The organism is Serratia fonticola, assembly GCF_001006005.1.
Classification (GTDB): domain Bacteria; phylum Pseudomonadota; class Gammaproteobacteria; order Enterobacterales; family Enterobacteriaceae; genus Chania; species Chania fonticola.
On record NZ_CP011254.1, the window covers coordinates 4664451 to 4688587 of the forward strand.

Annotated in this window: 17 protein-coding genes; 10 read left to right on the forward strand and 7 right to left on the reverse strand. The window is 53.4% G+C overall.

The window, feature by feature from the left end; genetic code table 11:
• Window positions 1-65: 65 nt before the first annotated feature.
• From WN53_RS20715 to WN53_RS20735, 5 genes are all read left to right on the forward strand, one after another.
• Window positions 66-1121, forward strand: a complete 1056-nt coding sequence (locus WN53_RS20715; protein WP_024486735.1) for a sugar phosphate isomerase/epimerase family protein — start codon at window positions 66-68, stop codon at window positions 1119-1121.
• A gap of 15 nt (window positions 1122-1136) precedes the next feature.
• Complete coding sequence (locus WN53_RS20720; protein ID WP_024486736.1) at window positions 1137-2036, forward strand: alpha/beta fold hydrolase; 900 nt, start codon at window positions 1137-1139, stop codon at window positions 2034-2036.
• Complete coding sequence (locus tag WN53_RS20725) at window positions 2023-2940, forward strand: alpha/beta hydrolase (RefSeq protein ID WP_024486737.1); 918 nt, start codon at window positions 2023-2025, stop codon at window positions 2938-2940. The genes WN53_RS20720 and WN53_RS20725 overlap by 14 nt, the downstream gene beginning before the upstream one ends.
• A 129-nt stretch (window positions 2941-3069) precedes the next feature.
• Window positions 3070-3894, forward strand: a complete 825-nt coding sequence (locus WN53_RS20730) for an AraC family transcriptional regulator (protein ID WP_024486738.1) — start codon at window positions 3070-3072, stop codon at window positions 3892-3894.
• Between the two features lie 107 nt (window positions 3895-4001).
• Window positions 4002-4967: a DMT family transporter gene (locus WN53_RS20735; RefSeq protein ID WP_024486739.1), complete on the forward strand. Its 966-nt coding sequence runs from the start codon at window positions 4002-4004 to the stop codon at window positions 4965-4967.
• 223 nt (window positions 4968-5190) lie between these two features.
• Here the strand turns inward: WN53_RS20735 and fusA are convergent, their stop codons facing one another.
• Window positions 5191-7296 (reverse strand): elongation factor G, encoded by a 2106-nt coding sequence (gene fusA, locus WN53_RS20740; protein ID WP_046808223.1) that lies wholly within the window; start codon window positions 7294-7296, stop codon window positions 5191-5193.
• Between the two features lie 467 nt (window positions 7297-7763).
• Here fusA and WN53_RS20745 point away from each other — a divergent pair, with 467 nt between their 5' ends.
• Both WN53_RS20745 and WN53_RS20750 read left to right on the forward strand, forming a co-directional pair.
• On the forward strand, window positions 7764-8309 hold the full coding sequence (locus WN53_RS20745; RefSeq protein WP_024487065.1) for an Ail/Lom family outer membrane beta-barrel protein: 546 nt from the start codon (window positions 7764-7766) through the stop codon (window positions 8307-8309).
• A gap of 262 nt (window positions 8310-8571) precedes the next feature.
• Window positions 8572-10035, forward strand: coding sequence for an alpha/beta hydrolase (locus tag WN53_RS20750; RefSeq protein ID WP_046808224.1), 1464 nt, complete (start codon window positions 8572-8574; stop codon window positions 10033-10035).
• Window positions 10036-10261: 226 nt separating this feature from the next.
• On the opposite strand, the gene WN53_RS20755 is transcribed toward WN53_RS20750, so the two are convergent.
• Window positions 10262-10705, reverse strand: a complete 444-nt coding sequence (locus WN53_RS20755; RefSeq protein WP_046808225.1) for a GNAT family N-acetyltransferase — start codon at window positions 10703-10705, stop codon at window positions 10262-10264.
• Between the two features lie 970 nt (window positions 10706-11675).
• The gene (locus WN53_RS20760; RefSeq protein ID WP_024486828.1) at window positions 11676-13403 is read right to left on the reverse strand and encodes an ABC-F family ATP-binding cassette domain-containing protein; all 1728 of its coding nucleotides are present in this window, start codon (window positions 13401-13403) and stop codon (window positions 11676-11678) included.
• A 554-nt stretch (window positions 13404-13957) separates the two neighbouring features.
• Here WN53_RS20760 and WN53_RS20765 point away from each other — a divergent pair.
• From WN53_RS20765 to kch, 3 genes are all read left to right on the forward strand, one after another.
• Window positions 13958-16384, forward strand: a complete 2427-nt coding sequence (locus WN53_RS20765) for a DUF3772 domain-containing protein (RefSeq protein ID WP_024486827.1) — start codon at window positions 13958-13960, stop codon at window positions 16382-16384.
• Between the two features lie 13 nt (window positions 16385-16397).
• Window positions 16398-17006: a class I SAM-dependent DNA methyltransferase gene (locus WN53_RS20770; protein ID WP_046808226.1), complete on the forward strand. Its 609-nt coding sequence runs from the start codon at window positions 16398-16400 to the stop codon at window positions 17004-17006.
• A gap of 76 nt (window positions 17007-17082) precedes the next feature.
• On the forward strand, window positions 17083-18267 hold the full coding sequence (gene kch, locus WN53_RS20775; protein ID WP_024486703.1) for a voltage-gated potassium channel protein: 1185 nt from the start codon (window positions 17083-17085) through the stop codon (window positions 18265-18267).
• Window positions 18268-18309: 42 nt separating this feature from the next.
• On the opposite strand, the gene WN53_RS20780 is transcribed toward kch, so the two are convergent.
• From WN53_RS20780 to WN53_RS20795, 4 genes are all read right to left on the reverse strand, one after another.
• Window positions 18310-19956, reverse strand: a complete 1647-nt coding sequence (locus tag WN53_RS20780) for a UbiD family decarboxylase (RefSeq protein WP_024486704.1) — start codon at window positions 19954-19956, stop codon at window positions 18310-18312.
• On the reverse strand, window positions 19953-21527 hold the full coding sequence (locus WN53_RS20785; protein ID WP_024486705.1) for a GMC oxidoreductase: 1575 nt from the start codon (window positions 21525-21527) through the stop codon (window positions 19953-19955). Before WN53_RS20785 ends, WN53_RS20780 begins: the two co-directional genes overlap by 4 nt.
• A gap of 66 nt (window positions 21528-21593) precedes the next feature.
• A complete protein-coding gene (locus WN53_RS26910; RefSeq protein WP_024486706.1) occupies window positions 21594-22472 on the reverse strand; it encodes a hypothetical protein in 879 nt (292 codons plus the stop codon).
• Between the two features lie 11 nt (window positions 22473-22483).
• On the reverse strand, window positions 22484-24136 hold the full coding sequence (locus WN53_RS20795; protein ID WP_046808227.1) for a ferritin-like domain-containing protein: 1653 nt from the start codon (window positions 24134-24136) through the stop codon (window positions 22484-22486).
• Window position 24137: the final 1 nt, after the last annotated feature.

Sequence of the window (24137 nt, forward strand, 5' to 3'; positions counted from 1 at the left end):
AATCCGCTTGCCGATGATTCGATTTAAGCCTATTGTTTGTCAATCGACAAACAATGGGAAAGACAATGAAAACGATTAAAGGCCCCAGCCTGCACCTTGCTCAATTTAGTGATGCAGCTCCACCGTTCAATAGCCTGCCAGCGATTGCCGCCTGGGCAAAAGAGACGGGTTTTAAAGCTTTGCAGATCCCCGCGTGGGATAGCCGTTTGTTTGATGTGAAAACGGCGGCGGAAAGCCAAAGTTATTGCGATGACATCACCGGCATGCTGGCGCAGCACGGCCTGGTGATCAGCGAGTTAACCACGCATATTTTCGGCCAACTAATGGCGGTGCATCCAGCCTATGATGCGTTATGCGACAGTTTTGTGCCGGAGGGACTACGTGGCGATCCGCAAGGGCGAACGCTTTGGGCCAAAGAAAACCTGCTGTTGGCGGCAAAAGCATCAGCCCGCCTAGGTCTGACTGAAATGGGTACCTTCTCCGGTTCGCTGGCTTGGCCCTACCTGTTTCCATTTCCGCAACGGCCAGCAGGGCTGATTGAAACGGCCTTCGATGAGCTGGCCAAACGGTGGTTACCCGTGCTCGATGCCTGTGATGAGCAGGGCATCAACCTGTGTTATGAGATCCATCCCAGCGAAGATCTGCATGATGGCATTACTTTTGAAATGTTCCATCAGCGCGTTGCGGCTCATCCACGCTGCCAAATGCTGTTCGATCCCAGCCATTTCGTGCTGCAACAGCTCAACTATCTGGAATTTATCGATATCTATAAAGATCACATCCGCATGTTTCACGTCAAGGACGCAGAGTTTAATCCGAGTGGTCGGCAGGGGATTTACGGTGGCTATCAGTCCTGGGCGGATCGTGCAGGGCGTTTCCGTTCATTAGGGGATGGGCAAGTGGACTTTAAAGGCATCTTCTCCAAATTGACGCAGTACGATTATGCCGGTTGGGCCACGCTTGAATGGGAATGCTGCCTGAAGCATCCACAAACCGGGGCCGAAGAAGGCGCCGCGTTTATCCGCAACCATATTATTCCGGTCACGGATAAAGTGTTCGATGACTTTGCCGGTGCGCCGGTCAACCAACAACAAATCAACGCCTTGCTGGGCATTCGCTAACCTCTGGAGCACCTTATGACTATGCTGACTCACGGGCCATTATCCAATGGGCTCGAGGCCGAACACGTCTATATTAAAATCAACGGCCAGCGTATTCACTGCGCCATCGCCGGTAGCGGGCAACCGGTGCTGCTGATCCCTGGCTGGCCACAAACCTGGTACACCTGGCGTTACGTAATGCAGGCGCTCGCCAATGCGGGCTTTCAGGCTATTGCTGTAGATCCTCCTGGTATAGGAGACTCGGACAAACCCCTCGGTGGTTATGACACCGGCAGCGTTGCCGAAAAACTCCATCAGGTCATGGCGCAACTGGGGCATCAGCGCTATGCGGTGATCGGCCATGATATTGGCATGTGGGTGGGTTATGCGTTGGCCAGCGATTACCCTCAGGCGGTGAGCAGGCTGGTGCTGACCGAAGCTGTGATCCCCGGTTTGGCAGAAGCCCCGCCGATCTTTGTTCCCGCCGAGGACAACATCTTCCTGTGGCATTTTATGTTTAACCAGTTAACCGACCTGCCCGAAGCCCTGACCACCGGCCGAGAGGCTGAGTATCTGGGGTACATTTTCAACCGCTGGTCTTACCGGCGCGATCGCGTCGCCGCGGAAACCTACATCGCGGCTTACTCGGTGCCTGGCAGCTTGCGTGCCGGTTTTGATTATTACCGGGCCATTCCTGAGACCATTCGACAAAACCAACAACGGGCTAAAACGCCCCTAACGATGCCGGTGATGACGATTGGCGCAGAACATGCGACCCGCGATGCGCCATTCCTTACCTTGCAGGGTAAGGCTCATCAACTCCAAGGGGAAGTGGTGCCTGGCTGTGGGCATTTCATTACCGAGGAGTGCCACGAGGAATTTATCACCCTGATCCTGCCTTTTTTACAGGAGGGTAAAGCCCATGCCGCTGGATAAGCAGATCGCGCTATTTTTGCAGCAACAGGCGGATGCGCCCGCACCATCCTCACTGGAAGAACTACGTGCGCAAACGGCAGTTGGGTTACAGCGCTTGCAGGGGGCACCCCAGCCCGTCAAAAAAATAATGGCGTTCCACATCCCGGTTGGCGGCGGGCAAACTATTAGCGTGCGCGGTTATATTCCCCTAAATGCGCCAGAGGATATGCCGCTTCCGGCGATGGTGTTCGCTCACGGCGGCGGATGGTGTCTGGGCTCGCTTGACGTTTACGATGCACCTTGTCGCGCGTTGGCCAATGCCACTGGGCGAGTGATCCTGTCTGTCGACTATCGCCTGGCTCCGGAATATCCTTTCCCGACGCCGTTGCATGACGTTTATCAGGCGCTATGTTGGGCCTCGCAACAAGCAGCGCAAATCGGCATTGATCCCCAGCGGATTGCGCTTGGCGGGGATAGTGCGGGTGGGAACCTCGCGGCAGCGGCAGCTCTGATGGCCAGAGATCGGCCAGGGCCAGCCGTAGAACATCAATACCTGCTTTACCCTGCATTGGATAGCGGGATGGCGATGCCAAGCTTTGACGCATATGGTGAAGGTTACTACCTGACGCAGGAGATCATGGGGTGGTGCTGGGCAAACTACCTTGGGCCGGATACCGACCCTCAGGAGCCTTACGCTTCTCCTTGGCATGCGTCAACGCTGGCAGACTTACCACCAGCGACGATCCTGGTATGCGAATACGATCCGCTGCGGGATGAAGGTGAACGCTATGCACAGCGATTGCAAGAAGCTGGCGTTAACGTGAAATGCCAGCGTTTGCCTGGGATGGTGCACGCTTGCATACATATGACTGGGTTGACCCCGGCGGCCCAGGTTCTGTTTACTGCGTTGGAGGCATTGCCTTAATTAGCATCCCGCCAGGGAAGGCGGGACAATGCGGTATTAAAATGATAAATCTAGTGCTGACACGTTATTATCAGTCCTGCGAGCTAAATTGCTTAATGCCAACCCTAAAACGTAACAGGAGCCAGGGAATTGCAAGGTGTGCCAGAACAGTTTCCGTTTGAGAAAGATCGCGCCCAGTTCCGGCATTTGCCGCAGTTGCCGGGCGTGGAGCTTTATCAGGCCCATATCGATCGCTATGCGTTTGAGCCGCACGCCCATGATGCGTTTGGTATCGGCACGGTGGAAGCCGGGGCGGAGCGCTTTCGCTACCGTGGGGCACAACATTTAGCCGCTCCGGGTGCCTTGGTGCTGATGAATCCGGACGAGTTGCATACCGGCGAAGCGGAAACGGCAGGCGGTTGGAACTATCGGATGATCTATCTGGAGCCTGCGGCGCTGGAGCGGATTTCCGGTGAGAAGGGCTGCTGGTTCCACGACGTGATCCACCATGATGCGGCGGCGGCCAAGCGGCTTTCGCAAACGCTGGCGGCGTTATGGCAAACACGGGACACGCTGGCGCTCGATAGCCTGCTGCTGTCCGTCGTTGATATTTTGCGCCCTCACGCGCGTATTGCTCAACCGCAGCAGAATGAAGCCGCCCATCGCATGGCGATAGTGAAGGAGTATCTGCGGGATAACTTTTCCTCCCCAATCACGTTGAGCGATCTGGCGACGCTGGTCTCGCTCAGCCCGTATCATTTCCAGCGTAAATTCAAGGCGCAATTCCATGTCACCCCACATCAGATGCTGATGGCGATCCGGCTCGAAAAAGCCAAGCAGATGCTCGGGCGGGGAATGCCTGCGGCCCAGGTGGCCGTAGCTGTGGGGTTAACCGATCAGGCACATCTCACCAAAGCACTGGTTAATCGTTACGGTGTCACGCCTGCGCGCTACCAAAAGCAGGTGATGCGTTAACTTCCGCCGCAAAAGCGGGCGTAAAACAGCAACCTGGTACAATATTCTGCCCCCACGTCCCTCTATCCTGATGCCACTTGAGAATGGCTGTTGATGATGGAGTCACTATGTTTGTCGGTGTAATGTTTGCCCTGATTGCCGGGTTGATGTGGGGCCTGATCTTTATTGGCCCGGTATTGGTGCCAGACTATCCAGCCGCGTTGCAGTCCACTGGGCGCTATCTGGCTTTTGGGCTTGTCGTGCTGCCGTTGGCCTGGCTGGATCGCCGCCGTTTACGTCAGTTGCTGGCAAAAGATTGGCTAGAGGCGTTAAAACTGACTGCGATCGGCAATCTACTGTATTACCTGTGCCTGGCCAGCGCGATCCAACGTACCGGAGCGCCGGTATCAACCATGATTATCGGCACGTTACCGGTGGTGATATCGGTCGCTGCCAATCTGTTTTATGGCCATCACGACGGCCGTCTCTCCTGGCGAAAATTGACTCCGGCCTTACTGGTGATTGCCCTCGGGCTGGTGCTGGTCAACATTGCGGAACTGCAGGGCAATAGCGAGCCTATTGATGTTTGGCGTTATACCAGCGGCTTGGGATTGGCACTGTTAGCGGTGGCGTGTTGGACCTGGTTCCCTCTGCGTAACGCGCGTTGGTTACGCGATAACCCGGACAAACGGTCCGCGACCTGGGCCACAGCACAGGGGATTGTGACCTTACCTTTGGCGTTGGTGGGCTATTTGCTGGTTTGCGGACAATTGGCGCTGACACAGCCGCAATTCGCGCTGCCGTTCGGCCCTCGGCCACAGGTGTTTATCCCGTTGATGATCGCTATTGGCGTTTTGTGTTCCTGGCTAGGTACGTTGTGTTGGAATGAGGCGAGCCAGCGTTTACCGACGGTGCTGCTAGGCCCGTTGATCGTGTTTGAGATCCTGGCTGGATTGGCCTATACCTTTATGCTGCGCCATAGCTGGCCACCACTGCTGACGCTATGCGGTATTGCCTGTTTGATGATTGGAGTGATTTACGCCATGCGTATTAAATTGGAACCGATGGTAATGGCGTTGGAAGAGACACGCTAACAAGGTGGGTTAATGGGCGCAGCATGCAGCGCCCCTACGAAGTGAATTGGGGGAGTGTCTGCTATCACAGGTGCAACAATGCAGTTTGGCAAAAAATAGCTCCGAACTTGCAGAGGCCGCACATGTTTGACCGTAGGGGCGCTGCATGCTGCGCCCTTGGCCCAGTGCAAATTCAGCTTTGCCATCAATCTGAGGCTACGGGTTTCCCCGTAGCCGTTATCAATTAACGTTTACTGTGGTGGATAATCTCTTCGGCCACATTGCGTGGAGCCTCTGCGTAGTGGCTGAACTCCATGGTGTAGGTGGCACGGCCTTGCGACATGGAGCGCAGGGTGGTGGAATAACCAAACATCTCAGACAGCGGCACTTTGGCATGGATCTCTTTGCCTCCGCCACCGGGGATATCCTCCATCCCTTGCACCATACCGCGCCGTGACGACAGATCGCCCATCACGTTACCCGCGTAATCCTCCGGAGTTTCCACCTCTACCGCCATGATCGGCTCGAGGATAACCGGGCTGGCCAGGCGACAGGCCTCCTTAAACCCAAAGATCGCCGCCATACGGAATGCCTGCTCGGAGGAATCCACATCGTGGTAGGAACCGAAGGTCAGATGCACTTTGACATCGACCATCTGATAACCCGCCAGCACGCCATTATTCAGCGCCTCCAGAATGCCTTTTTTCACCGCCGGAATATATTCACCGGGGATCACGCCGCCTTTGATCTCATCAAAGAACTCAAAGCCTTTACCAGGTTCATTGGGTTCCACCGTCAACACCACGTGGCCATATTGGCCTTTACCGCCGGACTGACGCACAAATTTGCCTTCTACGTCGGTCACTTTCTGGCGGATGGTTTCGCGGTAAGAGACCTGCGGTTTGCCGGTGTTGGTTTCAACGCCAAACTCGCGCCGCATCCGGTCGACTATGATCTCCAGGTGCAATTCACCCATGCCATAGATAATGGTCTGGCCGGAGTCTTCATCGGTGCGTACGCGCAGTGAAGGATCTTCCGAAGTCAGGCGTTGTAGCGCAATCCCCATTTTCTCCTGGTCGGCCTTGGTCTTTGGCTCGATGGCCTGTGCGATAACCGGCTCCGGAAACACCATGCGTTCCAACGTGATAATGGCATTGGGATCGCATAGCGTATCGCCGGTGGTCACATCTTTCAGGCCCACGCAGGCGGCAATATCCCCGGCGTGCAGCTCATCGACTTCTTTACGGTCGTTGGCGTGCATCTGCACGATACGGCCAATACGCTCTTTTTTGCCTTTTACCGGGTTATAGACGCTATCGCCTTTGGCCACGATGCCGGAATAGACGCGCACGAAGGTCAACTGGCCAACGAACGGGTCGGTCATCAGCTTGAATGCCAGCGCCGAGAATTTTTCATTATCATCGGCCTTACGGGTGATAATGTTATCGCGTTCGTCATGGCCTTCCATCGGCGGTACATCCAGCGGAGAGGGCATAAGTTCGATCACTGCGTCCAGCATGCGCTGGATACCCTTGTTGCGGAATGCCGAACCGCACAGCATTGGCTGGATCTCACCGGCAACGGTGCGGGCGCGCAATCCCTGAACGATCTCCTCATTGGTTAATTCGACCTGATTGAGGTATTTGTCCATTAGCGCTTCGGAGCCTTCCGCCGCAGCTTCAATCATCTTGTCACGCCACTCTTGGGCCTGCTCGAGCATTTCTGCGGGGATCGCCTCAAAGCGGTAGGTCATACCCTGAGTCGCCTCATCCCAGAAGATGGCCTGCATGCGGATCAAATCCACTACGCCAGCAAAATGGTCTTCAGCACCGATGGGGATCACCACCGGCACCGGATTGGCTTTCAGACGCTCGATCATCATATTGCGCACGCGGAAAAAGTCCGCGCCAGTGCGGTCCATTTTGTTGACGAAGGCCAGCCGCGGCACCTTGTACTTATTAGCCTGACGCCACACGGTTTCAGATTGCGGTTGCACGCCGCCGACCGAGTCGTACACCATCACGGCACCGTCCAGCACGCGCATCGAACGTTCCACCTCAATGGTGAAATCGACGTGCCCGGGGGTATCGATGATATTGATCCGGTGCTGAGGATAATTATGCTCCATGCCGTTCCAGAAGCAGGTGGTGGCGGCGGAAGTAATGGTGATCCCGCGCTCCTGTTCCTGCGCCATCCAGTCCATGGTAGCGGCGCCGTCGTGGACTTCGCCCAGCTTGTGACTGACCCCGGTGTAAAACAGAATCCGCTCGGTCGTCGTGGTTTTGCCGGCATCAATGTGCGCCGAGATGCCGATATTGCGGTAGCGTTCGATGGGGGTAGTGCGTGCCATAATCAACCTTTCTTAGCCTTGTGGCGTGCGGCTTTAACAGTTTACGTAAAAATGATATCCCTCAATGGGTTATCCGCCAGGCCCCGAACAACAACGTCCTGAGGCCTTAGAGTAATCGTAGTTGATGGTATGGACTTTATTAACCTATGACTGTGATAGGCCGTTTAAAAATTAAACATTATAGATCACAAGGTTGTTCTGCGGATGGCACTTGCTAGGGTGTGAAAGGGCGGCAAACTGAACTGCCCTACAAGAAATTTCCAGCAAGCCATATAAATAATGTTCAGGTCGCCTAAAAAATAAGCTAACTTGCTTGTTGCTATAAATTTTCCCGTAGAGAAATTGATATTTATGTGAAGTAGAGCGAGACATCCCACAAACTTCATGGTTAAATTCCGAATTCGCTCAAATAGCACATTATTTTATTGCAGAGCGAATTTTATTTACTCATGGATTAAGAGATTAACATGCAAAAAACATATTTATCAGTACTTCTGGCTGGCGCAATGGCGTTGTCTTTCGGCGTTCAGGCTGCGGGTGAAAGCACCATTTCTTTAGGTTACGCTCAGAGCCACGTGAAGGTTGATGGCAACAGCCTGAATGAGAATCCTAAGGGTTTCAACCTCAAGTATCGCTATGAAATGGATAACAATTTAGGCTTTATCACTTCATTCACCTACACCACACAGTCGTATGATTATTATTATGGCAGTAACAAAGTGGGCGATGGTGATTTAAAATATTACTCACTGACTGCTGGCCCAGCCTATCGCTTTAATGACTATATCAGCGCCTACGGTTTAATCGGTTTTGGCCACGGCAAGGCGACATCCAATGTCTCTATGCTGGGGTACTCTGCTAACACAGACGAAAGCAAGACCAGCGTCGCTTACGGTGCTGGCTTACAGTTTAACGTTACCCCTAATATTGCTCTTGATGCTCATTACGAGTATTCAAAGCTGGGTGACTTTAAAGTCGGTACCTGGACCGTTGGTGCTGGCTATCGTTTCTGATAGAAATGTCCTAAAGGGTTTTGAGGGCGCAGTACTACGTCATTACTGTCGATAAAAATGGTCTGGCCTTCTCACAACCTCGGAGCCGCCGCTACCCGCGTCGGTTCCGGTTTATCCTCCTTCAAATGCGTTCTTTTTCAATGAACCTTTCCTGCCGTTTGGTATACGGTATTCCCTCTATACCCCTTCCATGATCTGTTGGCGGGCGGTTTAATGTATCGACGTTAAAATCCAGAATAACCGTTTGCTGAAAGGACTCGTCATGACTGCGTTTCGTGTTCTGTTTTTGCTGGCCGTTGCGGTCCAACTGCCAGCCTATGCCAAACCATCTGGCACCGCACCAGGTACCATTCAATGGCAACCCTGTAACAGCACCGCCTTTCAGCACTGGTTCAGCGATGGGCCGCCTCCGGCCGGGTTACAATGTGGCTATGTCGAAGCGCCACTGAGTAACCAGAATGCAGCACAAACCGTTCGGCTGGCTCTCACGCGGTTACCTGCGGTAGGCCCAAAAAAAGGCAGTGTGGTGATCATCGCGGATGGGCCTGGCTCGCCAGGGATCAATCCAAAAATTGCCGAGCAGGGGCCCGCCTGGCGGTTGCAAAAATCTTACGACATCATTGGCTATGATCCGCGTGGTGTGGGGCAATCGACACCCAAGATCTCCTGTCAACAGACAGCCAGTGAGGAAACACCGTCACCCGATGAAAACGATCTTCCTGGTGCAGAGCAACAGGCACGGGATATGGTGGCGGCCTGCATCAAGCAGACCGGAACCGACGTGGTGCAACATATGGGCACGCACGAAGCCGTTAACGATCTTGATATCCTTCGCCGGGCGTTGGGTGAACCCGCGTTGACCGCCGTGGCGTATTCTTACGGTACCAAGGTCGCGGAGTTGTATGCCGAGCGTTTCCCTAAGAAAATCCGCGCGTTAGTGCTCGATGGCGTAGTGAACCTGAAAGAAGATGATTTTAACCAACGCATCAATCAGGAGCGGGGTTTTCAGCAAAGCTTCCTGCGTTTTGCCGATGATTGCGAGAAAAACGGCTCATGCCCTTTAACCAGCGAACCTAACTGGGCGATCCAGCGGTACCACAGGATGCTGCACAAATTGCACGATGCTCCTTTCGTTACTCCTTCGGGTTATGAAATCTCTGCCGATGACGTGATCACCCTTACGCGTAACCTGTTGCCCTGGCGGGAACGTTGGCCCGAGCTGGCCACGGCCTTGCGTAAAATTGATGAGGGCAAAGCCGATGATGCAGTGACCGACCTTATCGACGAAAGCTATACCCCAGACGCTGATGATGCGCGAACGGTGATCACCTGTGCAGATATGGCGAAGCCTGATGCCGACCAGCAGCTGTTACGTCGGCAGCGCCAACAAATCAATACCGCAGCCTCATTTCCCAATTACTTACCGTTGCATGAGTATCCACTCGAGACCTGTGATTTCTGGCCATACCCTGGCCATGTGGAACCGCATGCTCCAGTGCTTTCTACCGCTCTCCCGTCGTTGTTGTTCATTACCCAGCGCTATGACCCGGTTACGCCATATCGTAACGCCCGTGAAATGGCTTCGAGTTTTAAAAGCCCGCTGATTACTCGCGAAGGGGATGGCCATACGCTGGCGTTGACCGGCGTAGACAGCTGTGTGGATGATGCAGTAGTCGATTATCTGTTGAGTCCAAAAAAGCAACGACGGGATAAAAGCTGCCATTGAGCGGGTAATGGTGCACACCTTCACCAGGCTGACAAAAACACTGCACCTGGTGGCGCTCTAAAAACTATTAGCTCTGGGCGGGGGATTTCAAGTTTTGTCAGTAGGGGCAGGTTTGGGATTTTAAATACACTCATTTAACTTTAAGCTGCAGGATAAACACTCAAGACTACAGTAACCGCAATAATGATGAGATTCTGTACTTCACCTTGACGTTCATTGCTTACGCCTAAAGGACTATGTCTGTTTTTTCGCTCCCAACTGGGATAAAAAACACCTGTTCCGGGTCACCGTCATCGAGATTGTCGACCTGACCGCTGGCGATGAATCCGGCGTTCAACAGCAGACGCTGCATTGGCAGGTTGGAACGATTGGTGGATGTGAATAGCTTTGGGTGCCGGCAGCGGGACTTCAACGCTGCAATCAACGCCAGACCGATGCCCCGACGGCGGCAGTGTTCCCCCACCATCAGCATTTCAATAAAACCACAGCCGAAGAAATGGTAGTTCAGCACGCCATATCCCATCACCACACCTTGCTCCTCGGCAATATAACAGACAGCCTGGGCACACCAGGTGCGGATTTGCGCCGCGCGTTTCGGTTCGTGCAAGGCAACGGTGTCTATAGCAATCAGCGATGTGGCATCGGTTTCAATGGCCAGGCGAACAAGCATATTTAGCCTCTCATTTTTGTTAGTAGCTGCGATGCTGCTCTAATGAAAGGCAATAAGGGCCGCAATCTGTTCAGGGGAGAGTTCATGACCTGAGCATGATCTTCTAACTACCCGAAATCAAGCAGTTTCAATGATTACGGGTATAAGAATACTCTTCCCCTTGATGAAGTGTAGGATCAGGCTGAGTGTCTGGTAGGGATACAGATTTTTCCATTAATAATGTGCGCATCCCGGCGGATCCACTCATTAACCTTATAGACACTGGTTCGGTGCAGTTGTGCGAAGGTTTTAATATCTCCGTCATGTTTTCTATATATAAACTCTCTGACGCTGGTCAAGGTGTAACGCTCCATGAGGTGTGGTTTCCTAGGTAATGGGTTGTGTGACTCTATTATTAAATTAGTGCTGTTGTAGGAGATACATTAACATAAAGATTTAAAAGCAGGAATTAAACTTTACTGTTATATGCGTTATTTTAGCGATCTGTTTTTTAATTAAATATTCTTAGGGTTTAATAAATCGGCATTCAGATGGAAACAAGTGATGGTTTTAAATTACCATTTGTAATCAATGTATTAGGGTGCCATTGTCGTGATGTAGACTATGGGTTTAGAGAGGAGTTTACTGGCATTGATTAATGATTGGCATGATTCATTAATAAGGCAGCACTTCCTTTTGTGTTGAATGCCATTAATGACACACGACAATGCGATCGAGAATAATCTTAATTAATAGAGCGGTGAGTATATTTGTGGATAACAATGCGTTTTCCAAGGTTATTCCTAGATAAAAGTCAGTAAGGGGAGGAGCAACGATTTATCTGAGTTTTGCCATCAAGATGCGGTTGATGATCAGCCTGATCGTGATTTGTTAACACTCCATGTGCCCGGACAAAAGGTTAATGGATGGGCGCGACCAGCAGATGACCGAACTCAATTTGGTTCATACGCTAGTCACGCCCATAGTTGGGTTAAATCAACCCAAGTTTGCCATTAATCTCCGCGATCTCGCGCCGCCATTGCTGCTGCAACTGCGGCTTTTGATGCTTGGGTTTACGCGTTATATCCTCCTCAAGCTTGTGCTCCAGAGCAACCAGTGTCGCCAGCAGGTGATCTTCATTGGTTGATATCGCAGGTTCAGCGAGCGGAGCTCGTTCAGGGGATATCACCAGCTCAGCATTACCGCCACCACTCAGGGTGGTATAGATGGGTAAAAGATCGTGCCATTCGCTCAGTTGGCGATCGTCTATCAACCAGTAGCGATTACAGCTTTGCTCCATCAGCGTCCGATCGTGGGTGACCAGCAGCACGGCTCCCGCAAACTGTTGCAACGTTGCGGCCAGCTCTTCTTTGCCTTCCATATCCAGATGGTTGGTCGGTTCGTCTAGCAGCAACAGTGAGTAGTTGGCCAGAGTAAGCGCAACAAACAGTAACCGCGAACGTTCGCCGCCACTCAGCGTAGATACTTTTTGTTGATGGCGCAGGTAGGGGAAACCGGCACCGATCAACGCCATTTTCCGTTGGTCTTCGGTCAGGGGCGCGAAATGGCTCAGGGCATCGCTTAACGAGTCCTCATCGTAGAGCTGTTGCAGATTTTGGTCGTAATAACCAATACGTACGCGAGGGTGAAAAACCGCTCCTTGGCAGCTTGCTTGCTGGTATTGCTGCCAAAGGAAGTGCAGCAATGAAGACTTGCCACAGCCGTTACGGCCTACTAGCGCGATGCGATCGCCACTTTTTACCTGGAGATGATCCAGACTGAACAGCACCGGCGCCGTAGGAGCAGGGCGAATGGCTAATTGCTCCAACGCCAGCAGTCGATCGGCAGGCAGCGCTTCACCACTGAGCCGGAGCCGCCACTGGTTGCCAGCGCTCAAGGTGGTTTGCTGGTCCTTTAATCGAACCACCTGTTTCTCCATCTGCTTGGCTTTACGCGAGAGGTCTTCGTTGTCATATACCTGGCCCCAAACAGCCAGGCGTTTGGCACTTTTCTCTACGCGGTCAATTTCCTTTTGTTCAGCCTGATGGCGGTGCTCATCGACCAAGTCTTGCTCTTGGAGTGCGATGCGCGCCTGCGAACAGGGTAAACGGAAATACTGCAGCGTTTTATCACGTAGGATCCAGGTACAGTTGGTTACGCTGTCCAGTAACCGGCCATCGTGGGAAACCAGCACGAAGCTACCGTTCCAGCCATTGAGGAATTGCTCCAGCCACAGCAGCGTCGGCAGATCCAGATGGTTGCTGGGTTCATCCAGCAGCAGCAAGTCAGGTTGGCGGATCAGCGCCCGGGCTAACAACAACCGGGTATGTTGGCCGCCGCTCAGGGTGCCGGCCGTCAGATCCCATGCCGCTCGGTCGAATCCCAGTTCGGCGAGTAACACTTCACCTTGCCAACGTTCAGGCTGGTGTTGGCCATCTGCCAGGCCTGTGAGCACTGCTTCCAACAGGGTACAGTGATACAAGGCTTCGGGCAGGTGTTGTTCCACTCGAGCCATCAGGCATTGGTGTGATGGGGTGACGGTGCCTGCGCTGGCAGGCAGATCGCCGCTGAGAATTTTAAGCAGGGTGCTTTTGCCACAGCCGTTATGGCCAATTAAACCGATGCGGTCGCCCTTTTTCAGGCTAAAGGAAACCTCAGCCAGCAGCGGGCCGAAAGCGGTATCAATACCAACAGATTGTGCAGAAAGTAATGTTGTCATGGTGCTTACTCAAGGTTATAGGCATGCAGATGCCTATCGTCAAAAAATTGCCGACGATAACCCGGTAAGCCGGAGGGAAGAACTTTGATGTGAGTAAACTTCGCTCAAGCTTAGGTTATCGGAGCACGATACCGGTAATGCTTGAGCAGCGACGATCGCCAAGGTGATGTGAAAGTATAAACAATTCACAAGACAGCATTGGGGACCTCCTTTTCATAGTTTTTGGTTGATAGGTGAACGGATTATAAAGAGGATTTGCGGTTTCTGCTACTGGCCTACCTGTTAGTGTGAGACGACTAACAGATCTCCACCGGCTCAGTAGGTAGGGGCGCTGCATGCTGCGCCCGCTTGGTGAAACAATGGGTTGGTGTAGGGGGGTTAAATAAGGGTAAGTGATGCGTTAGTTAAAATTTCTACTAACCTTCTAGGATTAATGCGCTTTTTCACTGAATAGCTTGTTATTATACTCACCGCTTATTGTTGATCAGGCGCAGTGATATTCATCGTTTCGCCTGTTGCGTTAATCGCCAACCCCATGCTGAGCATTCACCGTTATGATCAAGTCATTACAGATTTTCCTGTTCACCTTTTTGTTGTTCGGCTTACCACTGGCCCCGTTAGCCAATGCAGCGCAGCAGAGTGCTGCTGCGGTTGAACTCAGCCCGCAGGAAATCGCGGCTTCACTGAAAAATTATCAAAAACAGCTGGATACGATTAAACAGCAGGTCTCAAAGGCGAGCTCTGATGGTCAGTTGAACAAGCTGTTTGAAGCCACGCAGGTCTTAGCCACGGACGCAGAAAAGCTGACCACCGACCTGCAACCCATGCAGGTGAAGTTGCAGGCACAGTTAGACGTGCTTGGCCCGCAGCCCGAACCTGGGGTAATGACCGAAACCGCCAGTGTGGTGCAGCAACGCAATACGCTCAATAATGCCAAAAAACAGTTGGACGATGCCTTAAAACGTTCGCAAGCCATCAGAACGGGGGCGCTCGACTTAGGGCAACAAATTACCGATCTGCGCCGCGTGGCCTTCAAATCCCAACTGGCGTTGAATAGCGGCAGTATTCTTAGTTCGCAATTCTGGTTACCAGAGTCGTCTTCACAGGTTGAGGATTTGGCTCGTCTTAATGACTTTAAGCAGCAGTTGGAGCAAACCCTGGATGCCAGTTGGCAGGAGGAATGGCGCTACGGGACGATAGCTTTACTGATCCTGGCTGCGGCTTGCTGGTCTCTAGGGCGCTATTTCGTGGAACAGTTTTTTGCCTGGGTGTGTATCCGCTATTTACCCGATGGCCGCTTGCGCCGCAGTTTTATGGCATTAATGACGGTGCTGATCACGCTGTTTGCCACCACACTGGCGCTAAATCTGCTTATTTCTGCGTTTACTCGTGTTCAGCCGCTGACGTCCCAGGTTCAGGATTTCGCCGATGGATTTATGCAGTTGGGGATTTTCTGCGCGCTGATCGCGGGATTAGGCAGGGCTTACCTGTCGCTGAGCCGTCCATCATGGCGTCTGGCGCAGATGGATGATGCCATTGCGAGCGGTATGCGTTTCCTGTCGCCGTTATTGGCCGGATTAGCTATGGCTTTTGGCACCGTGGAACTGGTTAATAACGTGATTGGTGCCAGTCTTGGCAGCACGGTGCTAGGTAATGGCTTGGCTACCGCACTGATGGCATTAATCTTGTTCGCAGTCCCGGTTCGGGCACGCCGCATCCGCTTTAAGCTAGAGCAGCAGGGGATGCATCTGGAAAAACGCTCGGTAATTGCCGGGATAATCCACATCGTTATTGTGGTATCGGCAACCGTGATCCTGTTATCACTGTTGATTGGCTATGTGGCTTTCGCTCGCTTCCTGACCTATCAGTTGATTTGGGGGGCACTGGTATTGATGGCGTTCTATTTCCTGGTGATCTTTGCTACCGATTTCTGTACGGCCATCTTCTCCCCCCAAACTGCCAGCGGGCGGGCGCTGAAAAAATCGCTCCACTTTAAAGATCGCCATCTTGAGCAACTGACCGTCATCTTCACGGCATTGTCCAAATGTTCTTTGATATTGTTGATGATTGTTGCCCTGATTAATGGCTCCTTTGGCACCACCACGCCCAACTCCTTACTGCAAAAAATAGTTGCCATCCTGAGCGGCGAAGGCCTGAAACGGCTGAATATCGTCCCAAGCAACCTGCTCAATGCGGTGGTTTGCCTGGCGATCGGTATCTATGTGCTGCGGGTCACGCAACGTTGGCTAAGCCATGAGCTGCTGCCAAAAACCATCAGTGATATCGGTATCCGCGCCTCGCTGGTTACCTTGTTCAGCAACGTCGGTTATGTACTGCTGATCCTGATCACGCTGGCGACGTTGGGTATCCAATGGAATAACCTGGCCTGGATCGTGAGTGCGCTATCGGTAGGTATCGGTTTTGGCCTGCAGGAAATCGTGAAGAACTTTATCTCTGGCCTGATCCTGTTAACGGAGCGCCCGGTTAAAGTCGGAGATATGATCGGTATCGGCGGGGTTGAAGGGGATGTACGGCGCATCAATGTACGCGCCACCGAGATCCAGCTGAGCGATCGCTCGACCATGATTGTGCCTAACTCTCAGCTAATCTCGCAGAACGTGCGTAACGCCACCATGGGGAATGCCCAAGGGGTGGTCACCGTCGCGCTGACTTTCCCTACCGATATCGACCCAGAGCAGGTACGCAACGTGTTGTTGAGTGCCTACCATGAACACGAATCCATTCTGGAAACGCCAGCCCCATACGTTCGCTTCAGCCAGCTCGGGCCAGACGGGATTATCCTCAGCGTGACCGGTTACGTTGCCAGCCCACGCATGGTCGGCTCCACCAAGAGCGATCTGCTGTTCAATATTTTGAAGCTCCTGCGCGCCCATAATGTCAACCTGTCCAGCCCGCAAGAGGTGGTGTTTATGAAACATCGGGAAAAAAGTCTGGTTGATGAAGAGGAACATTCATCATGATGAGGTCACACTGATGAGTAACTCAATGGCCGATAACATCATCGGCATCTATCAACGGCATGCCGGGGCGTTTGAGCAGAAACGGTCAACCACTCTGTTTGAGCAACCCTGGTTGGAGCGCTTCCTGAGCCTGTTACCCAACAACGGGCGGATCCTGGATATTGGCTGTGGCAACGGCATGCCGATCGCCGACTATTTTATCCGCCAGGGTTTTCAGGTGACGGGGGTGGACAGTTCGCAACCGATGATCGACCGTTGCCTCCAACGCTTTCCGGAACAACGCTGGGGAGTGGCCGATATGAGAACCTTGGCGCTAACAGACAAATTTGATGGGTTAATTGCCTGGGACAGTTTTTTCCATCTGACGCGCGAAGATCAGCGCCAGATGTTTAATATTTTCCGGCAACATGCCCAGAGCAAGGCTGCATTAATGTTTACCAGCGGCACCAGCAATGGCGAAGCTATCGGCACGTTCGAAGGCGAAGCCCTTTATCATTCCAGCCTGGCACCGGAGGAATACCAGCAATTATTGCAAGAGCAGGGGTTCCAGGTGGTCAGTATGGTGGCCGAAGATCCCGACTGTGGTGGGCGTACCGTCTGGCTGGCGCAACTTGGCGAATGATCCCTGCATCACATTCAGCTACAGTCCACTATAAATAGGTCATCGGCCAAGTCATGGTGTTGAAATGATGAAAGTTATGAAAATCGTGAGAACAATAGAAAAATACGTACCACCAACGTTTATCCTGGCGTTAATGGTTGCGCATAATGGGTACTTGGTACTCAGCCCGATCCTGTGGCACGGGTTGCAGCATTCTCATGATTTTGTGGAAAATTTTAGCACCTGGCAACAGGCTCTGGGCTTTCTTGATGCCATGGATATTCCACGCTTTATGATTGGCACCGTGCTGCTCTTTATGGCGGGTATGTTGCTGTTAAAAACGCGTATTGCGTGGTTTTTCTCGTTACTGTTGCTCAGCTGTATCGTCATCGTTGATATCGTTATCTATAAGCAAATCACTGTGTTGGCAGGGTATTCACTGGTTACCCTATTGGGGATGATCATCTACTGGCGCCGTTTCGACCAACGTAAGCTGGCGAGTACCAGTTTTTTTGCCGTCACCAGCATAGCCTCATTGATTGTCTACAGTATGTTAGGAACGCTGTACATTGGCGATCAATTCACCCCCGCGGTGACCGACCTGCCTACGGCGTTTTATTTTGCCGTGGTCTGCATGTCTACGGTCGGCTTTGGCGATATCATTCCGCATACCACTGCTGCGCGGATGTTCACACTCACGGTGATTATCTTTGGCATTACGGTTTTTGCCGCTTCTCTGGCATCGGTTGCTGGCGTGCTAATCAGCCAAAATCTTCAACGTATTATCAAAGGGCGGTTCTCTCACATGGTTCGCAAAAATCATTATATTATTGTTGGTACCTCTTCATTGGCACAAAATGTCTATCAGGGATTGATTGAAAGCGGCGGTAACGTGACCATTGTTTGTGAGCCTGGTAATAAACAACACTATCCTAGTCATGCAGATGTGGTTGAAGGCGATCCTTCCGCCGTTGCTACGCTGGCATTAGCCGGGGCAGAAAAGGCGAAATATATTGTTGCCTTGACCGAAAGCGACGCGGTTAACGCTTTCATCATATTGGCAGCCAAAGAGGTGGGTGGGGCAGACACCAAAACCATCACGTTGGTCAATGAAAGCCAGAATATGAACAAGATCAAACGCGTCAAACCCGATGCCGTACTCTCACTGCAACTGTTAGGTAGTGAATTGCTGGTGCGCTCGCTTAATGGTGAGGTGGTTAATCACGATCTCAATATTGATGCGTTTTTCAGCAACGGTGAGGGTGATAACAAGGGCAGGTAACCGGGTTGTTCCCGCACCACCTAAGCGGTGCGGGGCTATTTCTTAGCGATCAAATCCCCATTCAGACCATTTGCTTTTGATTTTCTCCTGCAATGGCAGCGGATAATTGGTGGCAAAGCTCAATACCTGCTCCAACGGCTGGTTAACCTGCTGTTGGATCTGCAGGCAACTGTAGGCCACCAAGCCGCCGCGCCCGCGTAGTTTGGTGGCTACATCCAGGTAAATCTGTAATCCGGTACCGTCGGAGTCATATTGCGGATAGTGAAACACGCCCTGCACCGGATTATTACGTGTCGCTAATGCCCAGGTCACTTTGTTGCTGTCATCAGGGGGAATATCTTCGCCCACGATGATCAGCTTGGCGGTGGTTTTACCGATATGGTTGGTCCAGAACACTTCGGCAATCTTGTCGATAAAGGCTTTGACCGTCATGCCGGTGATTTTATGCCAGTCGTCACGGACCCGGATCACCAGCCAATGGGAAGAGGCCTCCAGCGGGCTGAAACAGTCGATGATCGGCAGGCCGGACTTTTCAAAATACACTCTGGCGGTGGCAGATAAACAGAAGCAGCCGAGCATCAGCGTAGAGTCGATCGGAATCCCCGGAATGCAGATCGGCAAGATAGCCTCATCGCGGAAGGTGACACAGGTGATTTTCGCCAGTGGTTTCAGGCTGGACTGGTTGGAAAGGTAGCCGGGGAACTCGCCAAACGGGCCTTCAGCCACGGATTTATCCGCGCTGACGTAGCCTTCGATGATGATTTCACATTCGGCAGGCACCAGCACATCGCAGGTTTCCGCTTTCACCATCTCAATGCCGTGCCCAAGGAACGCCGAAGCATAGTTGTACTCATCATGCCAGGCAGGCGGCGCCGCAGAAAGCAGCATGGTGACCGCCGGGGGTACCCCAAGGGCGATGACAAACGGGCAGTCTTTCCCCTGGGCCGTCCACATATTGTAGATCATGCCGTTATGCTGGAAAGGCAGCCACAGGCCGACAATATTGTTCTTCGAATAATGCGGGCCATTACCGTGAGGTACGCCGACCGAACTGGCGTGAGGTGGTTTTGGCGTTGGGTTATTCTGCGGGCGTGAACCGGCGATCATCGCCCGGCTGAATGACCAATTGGTCCAGGCGTCCTTATCTACCGTGTAGGCATCTTCCGGTACAGGCTCACCCGGCGGGGTACGTACCATGATGGCTCCGGCCGTCTGGAAATAGCGGCCGCCGTCGCCGTCGTGCAGGATAGGTGCCGGGATTTTGGTCATATCAACCTGATCGCCCACCCATTTGTTTTGTTTGCACGGGGCGGTGGCCGGATCGACCATCACTGGCGGATGCGGCTCCTGACCGATGGCATCCAGAAAGGCATCCTGGATCTCCAGCAACTGGGCATCATCCGGCAAGCCTAGCATCAGCGCAAGACGCTGCCAGCGTTTGCCAGGTACGCGGCTGACCGTCGGGCCCATTTCTGCCGCCCGGAAACCGGGTGCGCCCTTCACCTTGCTAAACAGCGGCATCGGGCTTTCTGTTTCGCAGGCGTGGCGCAGAATGGCGCCGATCTCCAGATACCAATCCACCTCGTCAGGTATCGCCACCACTTCCCCCTTGCTGGCCAACAGTTCCAGATAGGCGCGGTACGATTTGGGGACTTTCTGCACATCAATTTTCAGTTTACGTCGCTTCATTGATTTTGATCCTGATGTGGGCCACTGAGTTCATCGGCCAGGGCGAAAGACTGGGCTACGCCGGTCAGCGTTGGGTTCCATGAGCCTGGGCGGGGGAACAACATGCTGCCCAGGCCATAAACGTTCGGGTAACGGTGCATCTGACCGTTGAGTGCGGTGACAGAGGTGGCCGGATCATCACCCATCCATAAGGTGCCAGCTTCGTGCACCAACCCCTGATTGCGAATATTGTCTGGCGGTGAAGGTTCCCAGGTGAAGCTGCCGTCCGGGTTATTGTGCTGGTACTCAAGAGGAGCATCTCCGGCAAGAGCGTACATCACGTCATAGGTGGTTTTATCCATCGCATCCCAGAATCGACGGTCGGTTTCCTTCATCTGGATATACACCTCGGCCTCGCCCTGCGGGTTAGTCGTGACGTAATTCCACGAGTTTGCCGAGCGTTCCCCGAGGAACTCCCCCATGGAATGCAGCATGATCACCACGTAGTCAGGGTCCTGATAGGTGGCAACGGCTTCTGGTGAAGAAGCATCTGGCAGAATGCGGTACAGCACGTCGTAGCTTTCTGCGGGTTGCGGGTTATGGACCACGCTGATGTGGGTGTGCATCAGGCGGTTGGTGGTTTTATCGATGCCGGGCAGGTAATAGGCCACGGTTTGCAACTGGTTGGTCAATGCTGGCAGGCTGCTAGCGGGGATACGGGCGGCCAGCCAGGAACGGATATGACCACACAGGTTTTTCCCCACCAGTTTATCGTCCGGGAAAGACTTGGTGAGGATAAATCCGGCTTCCAGCGTGTTGCAGGCCATAATCACCTTGGCATTGCCGACTCGCAGTGAGCCTTCTTTAGTGATGACTTCCGTGACAACGTCACCTTCTGCAATCAGTTGCTCCACTTCGGCATTGACCACTACCTTGAGTGAGGCGTAAGCCTGCACATCATTCACCAGTACCGAAATGGGCGAGAACTTGGCCCAGTCCTCTGGTGCCACTCCCTGGCCAGTTGCCATGGCGGAGTCCAACGCGCTCGGGCTTGGCTGCGGCTTGGCTCCGCTGATATGGGCCAATTGCGAGAACAGGCGTTCACCCATAAAGCGATTCAGTGACTGGTTGCGATTGCCGGGGATGTCCAGGGAGTAGCGCCTCCCCATAAATTCGCCTGTGGGATACCACTGATTATCCAGACGCTCGATCGCCTGCGCTGGCCAGTCCGGCATTTCGCTGCTATCGGGTTGCGGGGTCCAGGCGTTCCAAAACAGCGCGCGGCCACCAACATAAGGGATCTGCGGCATAAAGTTGAGACTGAGTTTCATATCGGCAGAGCCATGGTAGGTCCATGGCCGGATACCCACGCTGGTGTTGAGTTTGATGTAGGCCGGTGGAATGTTCTGGATATGGTCGGGGATCAGGTAATCGCCTTTCTCCAGCACCAGAATGCGGGCCTGGGGATTATGTTGCAGCACCCGGTGGGTAAAGCTGGTGCCATAGGCACCGCCACCAATCACGATATAGTCAAAAGACTGCCCCTTGATCTGGGCAAAGCGGGAAAAGTAGATATTGTCGACTTCACTCATAGTTGGCTCCCGGAACGTGACATGCGAAAAATCATCCCCGCCCCGAACCGGCGGCGGGGCAAACGGCTATGGGTAATAGGCGCGGCTTTGAATGGCCGCAGGGGCTGAGTTGAGGGTTTGCACTGCCACAGGGGCGCAACCGCCGATCAACTGTTCCAGATCTTTACGCATGGGGTGGCTGCTGGTACCCAGCACCAGTTTTACCGCCTCAGCGTGGCCGCCGTTGAGGAAATAGGTATCCATCGCCTGCAGGATGTTCCAGCGGCAACCGATCAGTTTGTTATCGTGAACGCCGTATTCGGTAATTGGCGAGATGTTGCCCGGGATTGACTTGATGCCCAAGGTGTTGACGATGCAGGTGAAGATCGCGGTCTTGGCATCCTTTGGATCGTCCACCCGGAAGCCCCAGGTTTCCACCCACTCGGGTTGATAGACCGCAGAGTTGGTCCGCACCGGATTTTGTGAGGCCAAATTGACCTTGAAAGTGGTCTGGAATTTAGGCTCGCCAAACAACTGCTCACCGGCGGCGATGGCGATGGGGGCATCGCAAGGTACCCAGACGCGATGGTTGCCGTACAGCTTGGTCTGATCGCCGTCCTGGATAAACTCCTGATAGCCAATAGGGGCCAACTGGTCTTTACGGTGCTCGGGATAGGCGACAATGTTGAGCTCCAGCTCTTGGGTGATCGCCGCACCGCTGCTGCCCCATTGTTCCGGCGGGGTATTGAGGCCAGAGGCAAACTGCCCGGCATACAATTGGAAGTTAAAGCTCACCATCGCCTTGTCGCCAAACCGCGCTGGGCTAAGCCCGGTTCCCTGCAAGTAAGGTTCCACGCGGCTCAACGGCACCAGATAATACACGCCAACGTTGGTCAGTGAGGCGTAGTAGAACGGCATGGTGAACGGCGTCGGGATGCTGGGTAAATCATTCTGCTGATTAGACATGTGCGTGGTTCCTACTGTTGTTGGGATTGAGGTTTGGCCGAGTGTGGGCAAGCCGCCGGTACCGGATAAGGCGCGGCCTTCAGCGCCGAAAGAATGTTCAGTGGGTTGAAGTACTGACGCATCAGGGTGATTTGATGCTGTTCATTGAATTGATAACGGATCGCCCAGTCGTAGCGATAGGGTACGCGGCCGCATTTGGTCGTGCCTTGTTCGCCTCCGTAGGACATTGCCTGATCGCCGCTGAAGAAGGATTTCTCGACGCCAGCGCTGCCAAAATTCACCGTTGCACCAAGTAGCGTCCAAAAACGGGTAAACCCTTCGTGGCCGTAGAACACGCCCAGATAGGGGCATTCGCTGGGGCCGGAGATATCCCAGATCACCCCGTCACTCATGCAGGAGAGTGCCAACTGCAGGTTACCGCTGGAATAGGCTTGCTGCAGTTGATCCAGAGTGGCCTCATTGCTGGCACTGGCACTGGCACTGGCACTGGCACTGACATCCGCACTTTCGGTTGTGGTTACAGCTGCGGCGGCCGGAGCAGCCATTAACACCTGTTTACCCAGCGGCTGGCGGTTAGCCACGCTGTATTCAAACGTAGGGGCGCAGTGGAATAACTCCTTACCGGGGAACGGGTTGGCGGTTATGGCGCGGAAATCATCCCGCAGCGCACACATCGCCACCACGGCGGCCATCAACTTGTCTGGGGCACCGGTAAATGCAGTTTGCAGATCGCCGAGTAACTGACAATAACGCTGGTTAAACCGGGTGATGGCGTCACGAACCTCTCCGGGTGGATAATCGCTGACCTTGGCATTGCTGTCGATCAGCACGCTTTTGTTCCACGGCACCGGGAATGGGTCGCCGGTAGGGCCACTGGCCACGGTATCGCCTTTTTGATACAGCCGTTCATTGTAGATCTGGCTAAAACGGAAATAGTGGGCCAACTCATCTTCATCCACCACCCAGATATCGTTTTCTGTGCCTTCACCCTGATCGGTAATCAGTTTCATGGCGGCTACCGCGGATTTCAGATCGCTTACTTTCAGTACGTTGCCCCCGCCGCCGTAGTAGAAAACATCCGGCGGGATCTGGCGCTGCGGATCGCCGCAGAAAATCGCCCGTTCTCCATGGGTTTCCACCGCTGCCCGCAGCCGCGATTCAACGTAAAGATAAAACTCCCCGATGGTCATATCGCTGGGGACTTCATTGGCGATGGCGCGCGGGCGGACATCTTTCGGATGCTCGATCACCATGCCCTGGAAGATACCGTTTTTGGAGAAGCCGTACAGATTCACTTCAATATCATCAATATCGTAAGGCAGACGTGCGGGATAACGGGGCAGGAAGTCGGGCGAATCGACCGCGGGTGTCCCGCCGATGGCGTTGAGCAGGTTGGCCGTCAGGGTGAAGTGCAGCATTTCCTCCACCACCACCGAACGCAGGGTTTCGATGATGCGCCAGTCAACGTCGTCATCCAGGGTATAGAGCATCATCAGATAGGGGGGAATGGTGGCATGTTCCAGCTGCATGGCGCTCTGCAGCAGATTGCGCAGTTCGGTCAGATCCTGCGCCAGGCTTTTTTCGTCGGCAAACTGCACATAGCCGAGTTGGGCAAACGAGGTTTCAGCAAGCTGGAAGGTCTTGGCTTTTGCGGTCATGTTCATA

What these genes read in the sequence shown, in the direction of transcription:
- WN53_RS20735 (WP_024486739.1), top strand. Translation starts at nt 4,002, where the DNA reads ATGTTTGTCGGTGTAATGTTTGCCCTGATTGCCGGGTTGATGTGGGGC.
- WN53_RS20745 (WP_024487065.1), top strand. Translation starts at nt 7,764, where the DNA reads ATGCAAAAAACATATTTATCAGTACTTCTGGCTGGCGCAATGGCGTTG.
- WN53_RS20755 (WP_046808225.1), bottom strand. Translation starts at nt 10,705, where the DNA reads ATGCTTGTTCGCCTGGCCATTGAAACCGATGCCACATCGCTGATTGCT.
- WN53_RS26910 (WP_024486706.1), bottom strand. Translation starts at nt 22,472, where the DNA reads ATGTCTAATCAGCAGAATGATTTACCCAGCATCCCGACGCCGTTCACC.
- WN53_RS20765 (WP_024486827.1), top strand. Translation starts at nt 13,958, where the DNA reads ATGATCAAGTCATTACAGATTTTCCTGTTCACCTTTTTGTTGTTCGGC.
- WN53_RS20785 (WP_024486705.1), bottom strand. Translation starts at nt 21,527, where the DNA reads ATGAGTGAAGTCGACAATATCTACTTTTCCCGCTTTGCCCAGATCAAG.
- kch (WP_024486703.1), top strand. Translation starts at nt 17,083, where the DNA reads ATGAAAATCGTGAGAACAATAGAAAAATACGTACCACCAACGTTTATC.
- fusA (WP_046808223.1), bottom strand. Translation starts at nt 7,296, where the DNA reads ATGGCACGCACTACCCCCATCGAACGCTACCGCAATATCGGCATCTCG.
- WN53_RS20770 (WP_046808226.1), top strand. Translation starts at nt 16,398, where the DNA reads ATGAGTAACTCAATGGCCGATAACATCATCGGCATCTATCAACGGCAT.
- WN53_RS20720 (WP_024486736.1), top strand. Translation starts at nt 1,137, where the DNA reads ATGACTATGCTGACTCACGGGCCATTATCCAATGGGCTCGAGGCCGAA.
- WN53_RS20750 (WP_046808224.1), top strand. Translation starts at nt 8,572, where the DNA reads ATGACTGCGTTTCGTGTTCTGTTTTTGCTGGCCGTTGCGGTCCAACTG.
- WN53_RS20725 (WP_024486737.1), top strand. Translation starts at nt 2,023, where the DNA reads ATGCCGCTGGATAAGCAGATCGCGCTATTTTTGCAGCAACAGGCGGAT.
- WN53_RS20715 (WP_024486735.1), top strand. Translation starts at nt 66, where the DNA reads ATGAAAACGATTAAAGGCCCCAGCCTGCACCTTGCTCAATTTAGTGAT.
- WN53_RS20780 (WP_024486704.1), bottom strand. Translation starts at nt 19,956, where the DNA reads ATGAAGCGACGTAAACTGAAAATTGATGTGCAGAAAGTCCCCAAATCG.
- WN53_RS20760 (WP_024486828.1), bottom strand. Translation starts at nt 13,403, where the DNA reads ATGACAACATTACTTTCTGCACAATCTGTTGGTATTGATACCGCTTTC.
- WN53_RS20795 (WP_046808227.1), bottom strand. Translation starts at nt 24,136, where the DNA reads ATGAACATGACCGCAAAAGCCAAGACCTTCCAGCTTGCTGAAACCTCG.